The organism is Secundilactobacillus collinoides DSM 20515 = JCM 1123, from assembly GCF_001435975.1.
In the GTDB taxonomy this organism is placed as follows: Bacteria; Bacillota; Bacilli; order Lactobacillales; family Lactobacillaceae; genus Secundilactobacillus; species Secundilactobacillus collinoides.
In genome coordinates, this window is record NZ_AYYR01000043.1 from 129,051 (window position 1) to 145,628 (window position 16,578).

A 16,578-nucleotide genomic window follows, 5' to 3' on the forward strand; every position below is an offset into this window, starting at 1 on the left:
TTTTCCGCATATCTAAATATTTAACATAGCAAAATCTGTGTTATACTAGTTTCAATCAAAGAGGGAGTGTTAATCATGAGTCATTCAATTGGTAGAAAAATTAGAATCATTGCAGTAATGGTTGCGCTATTCGGAATTGGACTAGTTACTAATAGCGTCAGTGCACATGCGGCCTACTTCAATTATTATCAGAATAACCAACCTAAAAAATTGCATAAGACGTACACTAGCAAGAAAAGTTATTCAGTAAAAAAGACATTTACGTTTAACACGAACTATAAGTTAAAGGTCAATAATGTCTATCTTTATCAAGTGTCCAAAAAACATTCTAACTATCCAACTTGGGCCAAGATAACGGGAACTGCCTATAATAATACTGATAATGGGTATTACCGGTTTGGCGCGATCAGTGCTTTTGACGGCATTGTCACAAATTACGTCGGAGAATTATACCCAGTTAGTAGCACAGTTCCAAATCATTTTGCTTTTTCACAAACAACCAGTTTAAGTCCTAAGATGTTTAACATTAAATCTAATGGCACTTATACAGATTTCCTCGGTCCTCATAAGTCTGAGAAATTTGAATTGTTACTGCATTCGAAGAAGACAGTGACTAAGCAGGGTGAGACTAGCCTTAGGGTGAATACAATTTGCATTAATTCAACTGGTAACTATAACTCAGGGTACGCTTGGGTAAACGTTAATTTAAAGTAGTTTGATCATTAAAAGAGACTGTCCATATGTTTGTGGACAGTCTCTTTTAATTGGTTTAATTCGATTAAATAATGGGTGATATGACGGCTAATTACTTTTCAATACCGGTTATGAATCCTTGTTCCATCATGCCATCTGCCCAGGAGTGAAACGTGAAGTTGTTAATGTAAATACCGATGACGAGTTTTTGGTTCCGTACACTAGTGGTATAGCCATTAGCTGCTAAATAAGCTTTGATTTTTGTGTACTTTTGGGCATTGGATGACGTGTTTTTCGTATTGAGATACGTATCTAATGAATTAATCCGTTTTATCGATTGGATATTGGTGATGTTATAAGTGTTTTTGTTGTACTTTAATGATGCCAGACTTAAATCAAGAGAGAAAGTACTGTTGGGGAATAAGGCAAGTATCTTTCTAGTTAGTGCCTGAGATGGCGATTTTTTGATATAGGTTTGATACTCTGTTGAATTTCCAGAGTGCATAATATCTTCGTTATTGATCAGCTGGTAATTCGGATTGTGCTCCTTTGTAAGGTACTTATGCGATACATATCCACCAGCTAACTTAGTATCTTTTTCTGGAGAAATTGGATAGGTATGATAATAAACAGATCTTTGGCCATTATGACTGAAGGTTGTAATGGCATTAACAGAGTATGTTGTGGCTGGATAGTTTTTTAAGTTATAGCGAACTTTTGTATGGTTTAGATTCCAAACGTAGATGGACTTGCTAAAGCTTGAAGCATGGACCAGCATTTGTTTCGAAGTGAATTATTAGTTTGATAGCTCAGAAATAAAATGGAAACATAGGAAATGTGAATGATATTAGTATTGAGATTGTAATCGCCGGTGATTATACAAAATAATGAATAGAGGTAATAATTATGGCCGTGACAGCAACAAAATTTGTGACGTTTAGTGGACTGCGATATACAAATGCAGTTCAAACATTTTATGTGGGAACTACGTATATTTACGCATTACAGCGTATTGACACCGATGCCATTTTAACGCGATGTGATATGACTGGGGCACGTATTGATGATATGTATCTGACGAACTTTGGGCATAGTGAAACGCTACAGTGGTTCAGTCATAAAGGAATTTCTTACTTCTGGATTGGCACTAAGGGTGAACAAACCTTAATAAGTGAAAATGATACAACTTATTGGGCAACTCAACTTGCTCGAATTACGTACGATCCATCTAAGACTGAGCCTAATGACTATAACTATACAGACGCAACAAGATTATCATCTGTTATCCGTGCCAATTACGATGGCTCATCGTCTGGTAATCTTACTCGGTTTGAAGCAGCTTTATCAAGCGACACAGATACACCAAGTAAAAAGCTTGAGTTGTTAGTTCTCTCCATCAATGATGCCTCTCCTCGAATCGGTAATTATACAATTTATGATAATGAGGCTTTGAATGATATCTTAGATACGAACGAAGCTGCCAATCAGAAATTTACGTCGTTTCAAGATGTAACTGGTACTGTTTTGGCGTATGCGCCTTTAAACAAATTTCATGCCTATGGAGAAGTTGCTAACGAATCAATTCAAGGGTTAGAATTTTCAGATGGGCGTGCAATGTACTTTACAAGCGGTAGTAAAACACAGGAAACAAAAATTCAAAAATCGCTTTGGGAGTTCACCTCCAATGAAGTTCAGACGATATCTGATGGTACTGTCGGTGTTACTGAAACTGAGGGTATTCAGCTAAAAGGTGACGATATCTACTTTGCCGTTGCACATTATACAGGGGATTCAGTTTCAGATAACTATAATTTATACGGTTCCTAAATCTATTTTTAGTTAATTGTATTCAAAAAGCCTCCCAAGTTGGAGGCTTTTTGAATACAGTCATTAATGTTCCAAGGGGACTCAATGACTAGTTGGTTGGTTTTGCAAGGATAATACCAAGACCAGTATCATCTGTATCACCATAGTACTTATCAACATAATAAATCCCAATTTGGTATCCTTTAAGTGATGCTCGTTTTGTGGCACTGTAGCCTTCTGCGTTTAGAGCCGTCTCAATTTCTTGTAGGCGTGTTGTAGTTGAACGGGTGTCCTTATAACTGTGATAAAAATAGTTGTTAGCCTTGCTTGGAATCACTGCATTACTATAGCTTTTATTAAATGTAGCGGAATCATCTGCTAACATATCACGGTTTTCAACATAGTTTGAAAGTGATAGGGATAGCGAGCTATTTGGGAAAAGCTTTAAAACATCTCTGGTTAGTTGCTGGGAGCTTGACTGGTTAATATAGGATTGATAATCGGAAGTCGAAGTGAATCCTTGCAGTGCGAGGTTGTTCCAAACGGCATAGTTTTTGTTATATCCCTTAGTTAAATAGCCATGCCATACGTAGCCTTCAACATTGGTTTTATTGTTAGGCGTTGAAGCAATAACAGCGTAGTAAAGTGCACTTTTACCATTATGTTTAAGTGTGATAGCGGCAGTCGCATCCCAATTGGTATTGGGGTAATTTTTTAAATTATGGATCTTTTTTGTATGTGCTTTATTCCATACATAGGCGCTTTGCGATTTATTAGCGGCATGATAAATTGGACGTGTCTGATAATATTCAGTATGAGTAATAGTGTAGCTACTTGCGTTAGCTTTTTTAATGCCTGGAGTGCCGATTCCTACAAGAGCGATTGTCACAGCAAGGGCTAATTTGATTGGTTTCATGTTGTCTCCCCCAAAAAGGTAAATTGTAGTTTAATATTGTTCATTATAGTCTCTTGTTATTATGGTTCAAGCTTTTCTGATTAATTTAACTGGTTGCTATAACTCAAAGTGCGCTTGAGTTAATGTTAATTTAAAGTAGTTTGATCATTAAAAAGAGACTGTCCATATGTTTGTGGACAGTCTCTTTTTAATTGGTTTAATTTGACTAAACGATGGCTAATTACTTTTCTATACCAGTAATGAATCCTTGTTCCATCATGCCATCTGCCCAGGAGTGAAACGTGAAGTTATCAAGATCAGTACCAATCACTAATTTTTGGTTTCTTTTACTAGTAGTGTACCCATTTGCTAGAAGCAGTGATTTGATTTTGGCGTATCGTTGTGAAGTGGACGTACTATTAGCTGTATTCAGGTAGACATCTAACGTACTAATGCGGTTGATTGATTGAATATTAGTAATGTTAAAAGTGTTCTGATTAACTTTTAGTGCTGCCCGAGACAGGTCAAGCGAAACCGTGCTATTAGGAAAGAGCGCTAATACTTTTCTTGTTAATGCCTGCGAGGGGGATTTTTTGATGTAGGCTTGGTATTCTTTTGAGGTGTCAAAGTAGAAAATGCTTTCATTATTGATTAACTGGTAGTTTGGATTATGTCCCTTTGCCAAGTAGTTGTGCCAAACATAGCCACCAGGTAATTTGGTATCTTTTTCAGGCGATAGTGGGATGACATGGTAATAGACCGCCTTTTTCCCGTTATGACTGAACGTGGTAATGGCATTAACTGTGTAAGTTGTCGCCGGATGATTTTTTAAATTATAACGAACCTTAGTGTGGTTAAGGTTCCATACAGAGATTGACTTACTAGTATTGGTAGCATGGTATAGTAATGGTGTACGTTCGCCAGATTTGGTATAAGTTGTTTTTACGGTTTTATAGACGCTTGCGTGCGCCTGATTTGGAATTGTTAAGCATAAACCGACAGTACATAGTGCAATTAGAATTGATAATTTTTTAAATTTCATAGTTAAATGCTCCCCTCGTTTAGTTTAGTATATCGCATCGGCTGTAGCTCATACATTAGAAAATGTATTGACAGTTGTTGCAGACAACGTAGGGAACGATGCGTGCGGTATATGATTTAATGAGCAGCGAACATTCTTTACTACATAGCTTCAAAGCTACACTAAAAGTTTCACGTGAAACAATGGTGTGCATTACAATTACTTTAGACTCTTACCGACAAATAAACGGCACAGTAAAAGAGACCAGCAACCCAATACAGGCTGCTAGTCTCTTTTGCGTATCCATAAGAATCAATCCACAGCGACCGATGCCATCTTAAGCGAGGCATCGACCTTTTCAGCACAGGTTCGGCCTTCATAGACGCCCCAGATCACGAGGCTTGGACCGCGGCGGCAATCGCCTGCGACGTAGATCTGGCTGTCGTTGGTTGTGTAATCGTCGTGGCACTCGGTGATGTTGAACGCGTCAAATAACCACTGTTCTGCGCCTGTGAAGCCCATGGCGAGGAGGATCAGGTCAACATCGATGCGCTTTTCGGTGCCCTTGATCGGTTTGAAGTCCGGCCCCACCTCGCTGATCTCTGCAGCGGTAACGTGGCCGTTCTTGCCGAACACCTGCGTGGCTGTTGCCGAGTAGCTGGTGACGTCGCCAAACAACGACTGGGCTTCCAGCTGACCGTAACCGTGCTTTTTGACCATCGGCCACTCAGGCCACTGGTTCTGCGGGGTACGCTCGTCCGGCAACGCTGGGTTAATCTCCAGCTGAGTGATGCCGGCTGCGCCCTGACGGATGACGGTACCGATACAGTCGTTTCCTGTATCACCACCCCCGAGGACGAGGACGTGCTTGCCCTGGAGTTCCGTGGTGGCACGGGTTCCGTTTTTCAGGACGTGCTGCATCGTGGTCTTCAGGTATTCGGCAGCCTGGTGCACACCGTCGAGGTCGCGACCCGGGACGTTGAGCTCCCGTGCTTGGCGGGCACCCGTACAGATGATGACCCGATCGAAGTCCTGCTTTAGATCGTCAGCCGAAATGTCCTTGCCGACTTCAGTGTTGGCGACCAGCTTAACGCCAATTTGTTTCAGGGCGTCAAAACGGCGGTCAACCACTTTCTTAGGCAGCTTCATGTTGGGAATGCCGTACATTAGGAAGCCGCCGAACCGGTCGTCGCGTTCGAAGATGGTGACGGAGTGCCCGAGCTGGTTCAGTCGCCAGGCGGCTGAGATGCCAGCGGGGCCGCTGCCAATCACGGCAATTTTCTTGCCGGTACGATGGTTCGGCTTGCCGGAGTCCACCACCCAACCGTTTTCGAAGGCTTTTTCGATGATGAATTTTTCGTTGTTGCGAATGGTGATGCCGGGGCCGTTCAGTGCCTGAACGCAGGCGACTTCGCAGGGGGCAGGGCACACCCGTCCGGTCATATCGGGCAGGTAGTTGGTCCGAGTGAGGCGTTCAAAAGCGCGTTTGTCCTCGTTTTCGTAAACCATGTCGTTCCATTCGGGAATCAGGTTGTCGTTGGGACAGCCGCTGACAGCGCGGTTGCCGGCGTAGAAAAGTCCGTGGTGACAAAATGGGATTCCGCAGTTCATGCAGCGAGCGGCCTGCTGGCGACGTTCAGCGTCGTCGAGGTCCAGTTCCATGATGTTAAAGTCCTTGATACGTTCAGGAATAGGACGCATGGGATTGTCTTTACGATCGTATTTTAAGAAACCATTTGGATCTGCCATGTTCAGTCCTCCTATTTCTGGTCGTTAGTGGCAGCGAAGAAGGCCTTTGAAACAACTTGGTCTTCTGGAATGCCATCTTTTTGATACTTAGCAATCAGGTCGCGCATCTTATGGAAGTCGCGTGGGTAAACCTTGATGAAGTTTTGTTTCTGGTTATCCCAGTCATCAAGAATCTGCTTGGCCTGAGCCGAGTTCGTGAAGTAGTAATGGCGTGAGATGAGATCTTTCAATTCGCTGTCATCGTCTGATTCGCCTAGTTTGTAGAGGTCCACGAGGCCCTGGTTGCACTTGGACTTGAAATCGTGGGTCCAGTCGTAGACGTAGGCAACACCGCCTGACATCCCAGCAGCGAAGTTTCGACCCGTGCGGCCAAGGATGACGGCAACACCACCGGTCATGTACTCACAACCGTTGTTGCCGATGCCTTCAACCACGACCTTGGCCCCGGAGTTTCGAACGGCGAACCGTTCACCAGCGCGGCCGTTGAAGTAGGCTTCACCACTGGTAGCACCAAAGCAGGCCACGTTACCGATAATGGGCGAGTGGGCGTAGAGGTCCTGTGCTTGTTTTGGCGCAGCAACAATCAAACGACCGCCAGAAAGCCCCTTGCCGGCGTAGTCGTTAGCTTCACCGGTGAGTTTGAGTTCCTGGCCTTGGGTAATAAAGGCGCCGAAGGATTGACCAGCTGTGCCCTTATAGCTGAACTTCATTCGGCCAGGTTTTAGACCGTCGTTACCAAAGTGGCTGGCGATCCAGCCACCCATGCGGGCACCGACAGTTCGTTGCGTGTTGTTGATTGGCAGTTCGACTGCCGTTTCAGTATCAGCCTGCAGACTCGTTTCAGCAAACTTGTCCAAATCAGGCCAGTCATACTTGGCTTTGAACGGATCGGTGACCTTACGTTCGATCGGGATGGTCTTTTGAATCAGGCGATCGTAGTTTAGGGTCTTGGCCTTACCAGCAGGTACGTAACGCGGTGTTAAATGTTCACCATGACCCACCATTTGGTCCACGGTCCGGTATCCAAGTTTGGCCATTGTTTCTCGCAGGTCTTGAGCCAAAAACCGCATCATATTTTCCACGTACTCTGGCTTACCGGCATAGAGACGGCGCAGGTCTGGATTTTGGGTGGTGATGCCTACAGGGCAGGTGTTTAAGTTACACTTGCGCATCATGATACAACCGATCGAGACCATCGTTAGGGTGGCAAAACTAAATTCTTCGGCGCCCAACATGATGGCCACAGCAATGTCGCGACCGGTCATGAGTTTCCCATCCACTTCCAGCGTGGTGCGTTGGCGTAGGTTGTTCATTGCCAGCGTCTGGTGGGCATCAGCGAGTCCCATTTCCCATGGGAGTCCACAGTCACGGGTAGAATTCCGCGGTGCGGCCCCGGTACCGCCATCGTAACCGGCGATAACCACGGTGTTCGCGCCCGCTTTAACAACCCCGGTAGCAATTGTGCCGACACCGGTCGAGGAAACGAGCTTCACGTTGATTTTGGCATAGGGGTTAACCTGCTTGAGGTCGTAAATCAATTGAGCCAAGTCTTCAATGGAGTAGATATCATGGTGAGGCGGCGGAGAAATCAGCTGCACGCCGGCAATTGAGCCCCGGATACTTGCAACCCATGGGTAAGCTTTTTTAGCGGGCAGTTGGCCACCTTCGCCGGGTTTAGCCCCCTGCGCCATTTTAATTTGAATCTCTTCGGCACTCATCAAGTATTCGGTATTCACACCGAACCGCGCTGTTGAGACCTGCTTGATCTTACTGTTGCGGTTTTCACCGTCAGCGCCGATCTTAAACCGTTTGCGATTTTCGCCACCTTCACCAGAGTTGCTGCGGGCACCGAGTCGGTTCATGGCGATGGCAATCGTTTCGTGAGCTTCCTCTGAGAGCGCACCGAAACTCATGGCACCAGACTTGAACCGTTTAACGATAGCGCTGACTGGTTCGACTTCACTGATTGGCACGGCCTTGTTACCGGCCTTGTTGATCTGCCACATGGAGCGCAACGTTACTGGGTTATCTAGCGATTCCTTTTCCATAGCTTTCGCGTAGGTCTTGTACTCGTCATAGTCGCCCGAACGGACAGCCTTTTGGAACCGATAGATGGACATTGGGTTGTACAGGTGCGCCTCGCCGTCTTCCTTGAACTGGAAGCTCCCGCCGGATGGCAGGTCATCGATGGCGTGGTTGCTGTAAATATCGTCGTAGTGACGCTTAGTTTCGTTTTCGATCTGGTCGAGAGAAATCCCGCCCAACCGACTAGGGGTACCGGTAAAGTACTGGTTGACTACATCGTCAGCGAGACCGACTGCTTCAAACAACTGGGCGCCTTGGTATCCGGCAACCGTTGAGATCCCCATTCGGCTCATGATCTTAATGATGCCCTTGGTTCCGGCATCGCAGTAGGTGTCAATTTTGTCGCCAAGCCCGCGTTCCTTTAAAGTTGCAAAGGCGCCATATGGGTGAATGGCAGCAGCACCGTAACCGACAAGGCAGGCGAAGTGGTGAATTTCACAGGCTTCACCGGTGTCGGCAACGATGGACGCATCGGTGCCTTTACCCTGTCGAACCAGGTCATTATGCAGCCCGGCAACCGCAAGCAGGATCGGAATGGTCAGTTGCCCCTTCTTAGCGTGCTGGTCGGAGAGAATCAGGATAGTGGCGCCGTTGTCGATAGCATTCTCGGCCTGCTTAAACAGGTCATCTAACGCATGGGCCAATCGGTTTGGCCGGTCGGTGATGTCGTATGCTAATGAAAGGGTCGCGACCTTCAGTGCTGGCAGGTCCAGACTTGTGAGTTTCGCAAAATCCCGGTCATTGAGCAACGGTGTTTCAATCTTTAATTTTTGACAGTTATCCGCTTCGTCTTTGGTGATGTCGGTATCCCGCCCAAGGAACAGGGTGGTACTAATCACGACTTTTTCACGCAACGGGTCAATTGGCGGGTTGGTGACTTGAGCGAAGGACTGCTTAAAGTAGGTAAATAGTGACTCAGCTTTTTTGCTCAAGACTGCAAGCGGTGAGTCAAAGCCCATAGCAACGGTGGGGTCACCGCCATTTTTGGCCATGGGAATCACCGCCGTCTTGATAGCTTCATAGGTGTAACCATAGCGACGCCACAATTGTTGCAAGGCTGCGTCACTAATTTCAGCATCGGCCTTTACTTCGGGCAGGGTGTCGAGGGCTAACCGGTTACCCGTTAACCATTGCTGGTACGGGTGGGCGTTAGCATATTTTTTCTTTAATTCTTCAGTCTTATAGAGTTTGCCGGTGCTGGTATCTACCAACAACATTTCTGCAGGTGACAGGATCCCCTTATCGGCAATGTCGCCGGGGTCGATGTCAACCACGCCGGATTCAGAAGCGACGACTAGGAGGTTATCCTTAGTCAGCGTGTACCGTGATGGTCGCAGACCATTTCGGTCCAAAAAGGCGCCGACTTGGATACCATCGGTGAAACACAGCGCGGCTGGGCCGTCCCATGGTGCCATGAAGGTGGCATTGTATTCGTCAAACGAGCGTTGCTGTTTCGGCAGCTTGGCATCTGGTCCCCAAGCTTCAGGAATCATCATCATGAGCGCCTGCGGAATATCGCGACCGTGACGGTAGAGATATTCCATACAGTTTTCTAGCTTCGCAGAGTCAGAATCGTCCTCATCGTAAATTTCAATGCCGTGACTCGTCATCCAGTTTTCAGCACCCTTTAAGGTATTGATTTCACCGTTATGGGCAAGAAAACGGAATGGTTGGGCCCGGTTCCAGCTTGGAAACGTGTTGGTCGAGAATCGTGAGTGAATCAGGCAGATACAGCTCGCCATCGTCTCATCATGCAGGTCAGGATAGAACAGGCCGACTTGATAGGCGTGCAGCATCCCCTTGTACACGATGGTCCGACTTGATAACGAACAAATTGACAGCGCTTCTGCATCATAAGTCTTCTCCAGTTGGCGACGCAGATGGTAAAGACGGTCTTCAAACGGGCGGCCGGCAGCACTGTCATACGGGCGCTGGATGATGACTTGAATGAAGCTCGGCATGGTTTGTTGTGCCGTTGGGCCGCAGTTTTCGTACACAAACGGTACGTTACGGGTCCACAGCACTTGAAAACCAGCGTCGCTAATTTGTTGGGTCACAGCTTTTAGCAAGATATCGCGGGCCTGTTCGTCGTGTGGCAAAAAGAACTGGCCAACCGCATAATCACCCACGTCAGGCAGGGCTAGGCCCACCTGTTTCATCTGGTTTCTAAAAAAGGGGTCTGGCATGGCCATCAGAATTCCGGCACCGTCACCAGTGTCTGGTTCTGCACCGGTCCCGCCACGGTGATTCATCCGTTGCAGCATCGTTAGTGCTTTTTCAACGAGATCGTGACTGGCACGACCATCGACTTGGGTAATAAAACCCATCCCACACGCATCATGTTCAAAGCGCGGGTCGTACATCAGCTTCTCTTGTGAAGTTGGGTTTTGCATTTAAGAACACCTACTTTTAATGAACAGTCTCAATTTTTTTGAAATCAGGATAGTTTTTGAAATATATTCTAATGATATTCTAATCTAGTCTGCATTACAATGCTTTTTGCTAATAATTTTGAGAATTTATGCAGGGTAGTTCGTGTTTTAGTTCACGTTTTCGTGTTACTTTGCTGTTGGCATTGGTTATACAGTTAAAATTAATACTGCTCCACATCACCGCAGTTCTGGATTTCTTCGGTGCGGTACCTGGTCATGGGATGTTTTTATGCATTTCCTATCAGTAAGGCTCATGTTATTCTCATTTAACTGGGTGGTTATGGTGAATTTACTGCGAAGTCAGTAAATAATTACTTACTTGTTGATGGAATATTCACGATATATACATATATGATATTCATTCGTCTCACACGTGAGTATCGGCCAAAGTGCGGTCGTCACTCGCATTAACCGAACACCGTGCCAAATCGCGAAACAGAACACCCATTTTCAGTCATTATCTGGCCAAAATAAAAACGCTCCCAAGCAGTTAACCTGGGAAGCGAAAGTAACACGTTATAGTGTTACGAAAAGATACATATTATATAGAAGAAACACTACCCCTTGTCCATTACTTTATAGGCAGCCAACAGTTCGATCGTTTGCGTTTGACGCAGGCGCTCAGTGAGTTGGGCGAGTTGTTCTTTGGACATGTTGTGGGTGATGATGACGACGCGGGCGGTTTGGTCCGGATTCTTGGTTTGAATGATCTGGCTGAAGCTGGCTTTGATATCGGTCATGATCTTTGTGACCTTCAACATTTCGCCGGGCACGTCAGGCATCTTCAACGCGAGGTAGTACGGGTAGACAACTTCGCTGGCTGCGGCCGAACTGACTTCGGCTTGGAAATTGTTAAACGAATTCCCGGTCGTTTTCAGCACAATGTTCTTTGTCACCGAAACGATGTCGCTCAACACACTGTTGGCGGTTGGGAGACCACCGGCACCGGGTCCGTAGAATAGCGTGTCACCAACGGCCTGCCCGGTGACCATTACAGCGTTGTTTTCGTTGTTGATGGTGGCCAGCGGGTGGTCCAATGGCACCAGTACGGGGCCGACTTCGGCGAACACACCGTCGTTGATGCGGCGGGCAATACCCAGCAGTTTAATGGTGTAGCCAAACGCTGCGGCCTGTTTCACATCTGATAACTGGATGTTTTGAATCCCTTCCACAGCCATATCGTCCATGGTGATGTGGGTGCCAAACGAAAACTGGCTGAGAATGATCATCTTGTAGGCGGCGTCAATACCGGCGACGTCGTTTGTGGGGTCGGATTCAGCAAACCCGAGTTCCTGAGCCTTCTTCAGCGCGTCTTCGTACTTCCAATGATGTTGCTGCATCTGGGTCAGGATGTAGTTGGTCGTCCCATTGACGATTCCTTTGACCTCGATAATATTATCGGCTGAAAAGCTGTTGACAATGGTTCTCAGAATTGGGATGCCACCGGCCACACTGGCTTCGTACATCAAATCACAGTGGTTCTCACGCGCGATAGCTGCCAGTTCTTCACCAGCCGAGGCAATCAAGTCTTTGTTTGCTGTAACGACGTGTTTTTTGGCGTTTAACAATTTAGAAATAATTTCCTTGGCTGGGTGTACGCCGCCCATGACTTCAACGACAATCTTAATTTCCGGGTCGTCAATGATCGCGTTCAGATCATCGGTGACCGTGATATCACCGGTGTCAACGTTACGCGGTTTGTTGACATCGTGGACCACAATCGTTTTGACACTCAGGTTCTGACCCGTAATGTTGGAAACCTTATCTTGGTTATTCATGACCATTTGGAGGACACCTGTTCCGACAGTACCCAGACCAATGAGGCCGATTTTTATCGTATTCATTTCGCAGCTCCTTACAGTTTTTCTCTTGGAAATAGTATAGCAGAGAAGTCAACATTAGAACATGATTAAAAATAATCGGGTCTGACATGGGAAGAACTGCACTTGTCGTCAGGTTCGTACAGTAACTGAACTAGCGGATGTTTTTGCGTGTGAAACGGCGTGTGAAACAGAATTAATGCGAAAAGGGGGTTCAACCCCATCGGTATTTAGTGTTTTTAATAACGATATTGCCTGAACATATTGATTATCTGGTCGAAAAAAGGTTAAATGAATCAAAAATCAGCTGAATTTGTTACTAAAAGCACAAGAATTATTGCTTAGTATGTTACCCGAACGAACAGAAATTATTATTTTATTAAAGGTACATTTTATAAGAGTGAAGCGACTGTAGTTGCGATAATACCAGTTTTCATAATCAGTCGTGTTTTCTGAAAGAGAATGTGTTACCCCCACATTTCACTAAGTTTGGGGGCGTCGATTAAAAATAGTTTTGCGAAAAACATTGCTTGATTGTAGAAAAATTCACATAATGTGGGTGTGTTCAAGCAACAGAGGTCAATAGCGAAACTAAAATTAAGAAAACGAGGGATCACGATTATGAAAGCAGCCGTTGTTCGTTCCAATTCAGATGGATATGTTGATATTAAAGATGTTACGTTACGGCCAATCAAACCGAACGAAGTCTTAGTTAAAACTGAATACTGCGGGCTTTGTCACACAGACATCCACGTTGCAAATGGTGATTTCGGCGAAGTCCCTGGTCGAATTATCGGTCACGAGGGGGTTGGTATTGTTACCGAACTCGGGTCCGAGGTGACCAATTTAAAGAAGGGCGACCGCGTTTCAATTGCTTGGTTTTTCAAGGGCTGCGGGCATTGTGAATATTGTTTGACTGGGCGTGAGACACTCTGCCGAGAAGTCCAAAATGCTGGTTATAACGTGGATGGTGCCATGGCCGAAGAAGTTATCGCCGACGCTGACTACGCGGTTAAGGTACCGGATGACCTAGATCCAATTGAAGCCAGTTCCATCACCTGTGCCGGTGTGACCACTTACAAAGCCTTGAAGACCGCGAATATTCATCCAGGCGAATGGGTTGCCATCTATGGTGTCGGTGGTTTGGGCAACTTGGCCATTCAGTGGGCGAAGAACGTCTTTAAAGCTCACGTTATCGCCATTGATATCAACGATGACAAGTTGGACTCTGCCAAGAAAATGGGGGCTGATCTAACCTTTAACTCACGGACAGAAGATTCCGGCAAGTGGATTCAGGGCAAAATCGGCGGCGCCCACGCTGCAGTTGTCACCGCCGTTTCTCAAATTGCCTTTGACCAAGCTGTTGGATCAGTCCGCGCCGGTGCCCGGGTAGTTGCCGTTGGACTGCCTAAAGGGAACATGGAACTCTCCATTGTCAAAGTTGTTTTGGACGGGATCCAAATTGCCGGCTCACTCGTCGGCACTCGGCAGGATCTTGCTGAAGCCTTCCAGCTCGCTGCTGAGGGCGCCATTCACCCAATCGTTGCTACCCGGCCTTTAGGCGACGTTAACGACATCATCGATGAAATGAAAGCCGGTAAGATCGAAGGCCGGATGGTTGTTGACTTTGGCTTACCACTTGAAGCGTCAGTCGAAAAAGTGGCTCACGCAGTTACCGGACGTTAACTACAGTGTTCCAAATTTAAACACTTCACATCTTTAAAGCTTTGTTGGTTCATTAGAATGACGACTGTTTATCGATTTTTTCACACACCAAAAGAAGTCAGGGTTGAGCTCCTGGCTTTTTTTGGTTTTGTGTTTTGACTGTCGTTTCGTTTCGCGATTTGGCGCTCCACTACACTAATAGCCATAATCTGTTTTATGGTTGTGAAAAATCGGAAGTGCATTAACCCTGGTTTCTAGATTATCCGCTCTCGCCTGCCTTTATCCCAAGCAATCGGTAACCTAATGACGAGGTGGAAACTAAGGGGCAACATTGTGTTCGGAAACTCATTAAGTGTCTTGGATGTCATTTCCTGTTGCGTAATTTGCTAGTTTGTTCAGTTATTGAACATGCAGTTTCAGCGATGTTTTGATCAGCAAGTTTGCTTATACTAGTGCCCGTTCTCTCACCGGCGTGAAATTAAGCTCCAAGTCCTCCAGGTCCAGAATCTTTCTCGTCACCATTGCGCAGCCGCCCAGTAATGAGGCGTACTTTGTGTGGGCGACTAAACTAAGTGGTACTGGGGTCTCTTGCATTGGGGAAAGTTGGGTCGTAATCGCTTGTAAACGGTTAAAGAGTTCAGGAATCGCGTCCATTAGCGGGGATTTGTAAACAATCTCATCCGGGTCATACAGGGACGTTAGGTTGAAGGTAATTTGTGCCAGTTGGTTGATCCAGTCGGTCAAAATCAAATCCGTTGTGTTGTCATGACGCTGGTGATATTTTTTGACCTCCACCAGTGAAAGCTGATTTTCACCCTTGGCGTTGCTGATGTGGCTGATGATTGTTGCCTCCGAGCTGGTGCTGGTCAACTGCTGACCATTCTCTCTCACGTGGCCGAGTTCACCGGCACGGCCTTGCCCGCCCCGATAGAGATGGCGGTTAAGGAGCAGTCCCGTGTTCACCCCGCGTTGGATGCTGACGAGCACCAGGTTGTTTAACTGGTTGTCCCGATTATCGAAATCGCGATAGTACACGGCTGCAAGGCTTGCTTCGTTGGCGATGGTCACCGGTACCTGATAACGGTCTTCCAAATAGGTCGCAATATCGATGTCATGCATATCCAGAAATGGTGAATCCATGACTTGTCGGTTTGCGACACGGCCGTGAATGGCCAGACTGATGCCCTGCAGGCCGTTTGTCGTCCAGTTTGTTTTGGCTGCGTAGTCCACCTGCTGATCGATTCGTTTTAAGATGGATTCGATGGGCAAATAGGTCGTGTTTACTGGTTTGATCGTCACCACGCCGCCCGCCAGGTCATTTTGCATGATCAGCATGCCAGGGTAGCCCAGGTCGATGTTCATGGTGTAGCCGTAGCGCGTGTTCAACGAAACGAGGACTGGCTTGCGGCCGCCAATTTCTGTTGGGTCGCCAATGCCGGATTCAGTAACTAGGCCGCGCTCTTTTAAGGCTTTGTACAGGGTGGAAATGGTCGATTTCGTCACGTTCAGGTCGGTTGCAATCTGCGTTCGAGCAACCGGTTGGTGGTTAAAAATATACGCCAGCACCACCTGCAGATTTCGGCGGTGCAGTTGCGTTTTGCTCATCATGGAGAGGGTCATGATAGTGCCTCCTTTGTTAGCGCTTACATAAAGCTACTATCTTGAGTTTACCGCATTTAGTTGTAAGGGTCACGGGAAAGTTCGGTTAGTGTACGAACTGAATACGGAGGGCGAACGTGGCGCCACATTAATCTGCAAAAAGAGGTGCCAGTCAAGCCAAGAATCTGGTTTTGACTGACACCTCATTATTCGATTTAAATTAATCAGTTGCTTGCGCGAGAATTAACGTTGGGTTTTCATCGCCTTCATAATTGGTAATCCCAATATACCAATCACTTCCATATGAATCACGTTTCGTGGCAGTCATGCCATTTTCATTCCAGATCTTTTCACTTTCTGTAATCCGAGATGAAACTGGTAGACCAGCGGTGTAATTCCAATAGTTCATGAGGTTCAAGATACCCGTCGATGTATTTAATTCATTGTTTTGGGCATTGGTCACAGCGGTAAAGTCGCTATTGGAAACGCGATACGTACTTAACGGTGTGATGTTTTTAAACCCGCTGATCGTACTTGGAAAACTCCCAAATTTTGTAGTCGTGTATTTTGAGAGAGACAAACTTAATGTTGCATTTGGGAATTCTTTTAGTAGCGCCTTAGTCAGGACTTGAGAACGATTGGTTTGAATGTAATTCTCGTAAGAGCTGAGCGTTGAAAAGTTCTTTGATGTTTTTGTGGAGAATGCATTCAGGTAACCGCGCCAAACTAAGCCGGACTGATCCGCTGGCGTTGTGTATTTGAACGTATGTTGCACTGCCTTTGGTGATCGTCTTTGAAGCGTACCAAGTGGTG

At 46.2% G+C, this 16,578-nt stretch carries 11 protein-coding genes; 3 read left to right on the forward strand and 8 right to left on the reverse strand.

Annotated features, from left to right (window positions below; all coding sequences use genetic code 11):
• The first annotated feature begins 75 nt into the window (after positions 1 to 75).
• Complete coding sequence (locus FC82_RS07915) at positions 76 to 714, forward strand: hypothetical protein (RefSeq protein WP_056996673.1); 639 nt, start codon at positions 76 to 78, stop codon at positions 712 to 714.
• 91 nt (positions 715 to 805) lie between these two features.
• Here the strand turns inward: FC82_RS07915 and FC82_RS07920 are convergent, their stop codons facing one another.
• Positions 806 to 1,471 (reverse strand): hypothetical protein, encoded by a 666-nt coding sequence (locus tag FC82_RS07920; protein ID WP_056996674.1) that lies wholly within the window; start codon positions 1,469 to 1,471, stop codon positions 806 to 808.
• A gap of 128 nt (positions 1,472 to 1,599) precedes the next feature.
• Between FC82_RS07920 and FC82_RS07925 the strand changes: the two genes are divergently transcribed.
• Positions 1,600 to 2,520, forward strand: coding sequence for a helveticin J family class III bacteriocin (locus tag FC82_RS07925; protein WP_054758794.1), 921 nt, complete (start codon positions 1,600 to 1,602; stop codon positions 2,518 to 2,520).
• A gap of 88 nt (positions 2,521 to 2,608) precedes the next feature.
• On the opposite strand, the gene FC82_RS07930 is transcribed toward FC82_RS07925, so the two are convergent.
• The 5 genes from FC82_RS07930 to FC82_RS07950 form a co-directional block, all read right to left on the reverse strand.
• Entirely contained in the window at positions 2,609 to 3,415 is an 807-nt protein-coding gene (locus tag FC82_RS07930) for a hypothetical protein (protein WP_056996675.1), read from the reverse strand.
• 220 nt (positions 3,416 to 3,635) lie between these two features.
• Positions 3,636 to 4,436, reverse strand: coding sequence for a hypothetical protein (locus tag FC82_RS07935; protein WP_056996676.1), 801 nt, complete (start codon positions 4,434 to 4,436; stop codon positions 3,636 to 3,638).
• 291 nt (positions 4,437 to 4,727) lie between these two features.
• Positions 4,728 to 6,164 carry a glutamate synthase subunit beta gene (locus tag FC82_RS07940; RefSeq protein ID WP_054758787.1) on the reverse strand — a complete coding sequence of 479 codons (1,437 nt, stop codon included), beginning with the start codon at positions 6,162 to 6,164 and terminating at the stop codon, positions 4,728 to 4,730.
• Positions 6,165 to 6,175: 11 nt separating this feature from the next.
• On the reverse strand, positions 6,176 to 10,642 hold the full coding sequence (gene gltB, locus FC82_RS07945; protein WP_056996677.1) for a glutamate synthase large subunit: 4,467 nt from the start codon (positions 10,640 to 10,642) through the stop codon (positions 6,176 to 6,178).
• 596 nt (positions 10,643 to 11,238) lie between these two features.
• The gene (locus FC82_RS07950) at positions 11,239 to 12,525 is read right to left on the reverse strand and encodes a homoserine dehydrogenase (RefSeq protein WP_056996678.1); all 1,287 of its coding nucleotides are present in this window, start codon (positions 12,523 to 12,525) and stop codon (positions 11,239 to 11,241) included.
• A gap of 597 nt (positions 12,526 to 13,122) precedes the next feature.
• Here FC82_RS07950 and adhP point away from each other — a divergent pair.
• A complete protein-coding gene (gene adhP, locus FC82_RS07955; RefSeq protein ID WP_054758785.1) occupies positions 13,123 to 14,187 on the forward strand; it encodes an alcohol dehydrogenase AdhP in 1,065 nt (354 codons plus the stop codon).
• 423 nt (positions 14,188 to 14,610) lie between these two features.
• Here the strand turns inward: adhP and FC82_RS07960 are convergent, their stop codons facing one another.
• Together FC82_RS07960 and FC82_RS07965 are read right to left on the reverse strand one after the other, a co-directional pair.
• Positions 14,611 to 15,786 carry an ROK family transcriptional regulator gene (locus FC82_RS07960; protein ID WP_054758783.1) on the reverse strand — a complete coding sequence of 392 codons (1,176 nt, stop codon included), beginning with the start codon at positions 15,784 to 15,786 and terminating at the stop codon, positions 14,611 to 14,613.
• A gap of 199 nt (positions 15,787 to 15,985) precedes the next feature.
• Complete coding sequence (locus FC82_RS07965) at positions 15,986 to 16,540, reverse strand: hypothetical protein (RefSeq protein ID WP_054758781.1); 555 nt, start codon at positions 16,538 to 16,540, stop codon at positions 15,986 to 15,988.
• Between the last annotated feature and the right edge of the window lie 38 nt (positions 16,541 to 16,578).

Coding starts and splice junctions, on each gene's coding strand:
- adhP (WP_054758785.1), top strand. CDS start 13,123: ATGAAAGCAGCCGTTGTTCGTTCCAATTCAGATGGATATGTTGATATT.
- FC82_RS07940 (WP_054758787.1), bottom strand. CDS start 6,164: ATGGCAGATCCAAATGGTTTCTTAAAATACGATCGTAAAGACAATCCC.
- FC82_RS07935 (WP_056996676.1), bottom strand. CDS start 4,436: ATGAAATTTAAAAAATTATCAATTCTAATTGCACTATGTACTGTCGGT.
- FC82_RS07930 (WP_056996675.1), bottom strand. CDS start 3,415: ATGAAACCAATCAAATTAGCCCTTGCTGTGACAATCGCTCTTGTAGGA.
- FC82_RS07950 (WP_056996678.1), bottom strand. CDS start 12,525: ATGAATACGATAAAAATCGGCCTCATTGGTCTGGGTACTGTCGGAACA.
- FC82_RS07915 (WP_056996673.1), top strand. CDS start 76: ATGAGTCATTCAATTGGTAGAAAAATTAGAATCATTGCAGTAATGGTT.
- FC82_RS07920 (WP_056996674.1), bottom strand. CDS start 1,471: ATGCTGGTCCATGCTTCAAGCTTTAGCAAGTCCATCTACGTTTGGAAT.
- gltB (WP_056996677.1), bottom strand. CDS start 10,642: ATGCAAAACCCAACTTCACAAGAGAAGCTGATGTACGACCCGCGCTTT.
- FC82_RS07925 (WP_054758794.1), top strand. CDS start 1,600: ATGGCCGTGACAGCAACAAAATTTGTGACGTTTAGTGGACTGCGATAT.
- FC82_RS07960 (WP_054758783.1), bottom strand. CDS start 15,786: ATGACCCTCTCCATGATGAGCAAAACGCAACTGCACCGCCGAAATCTG.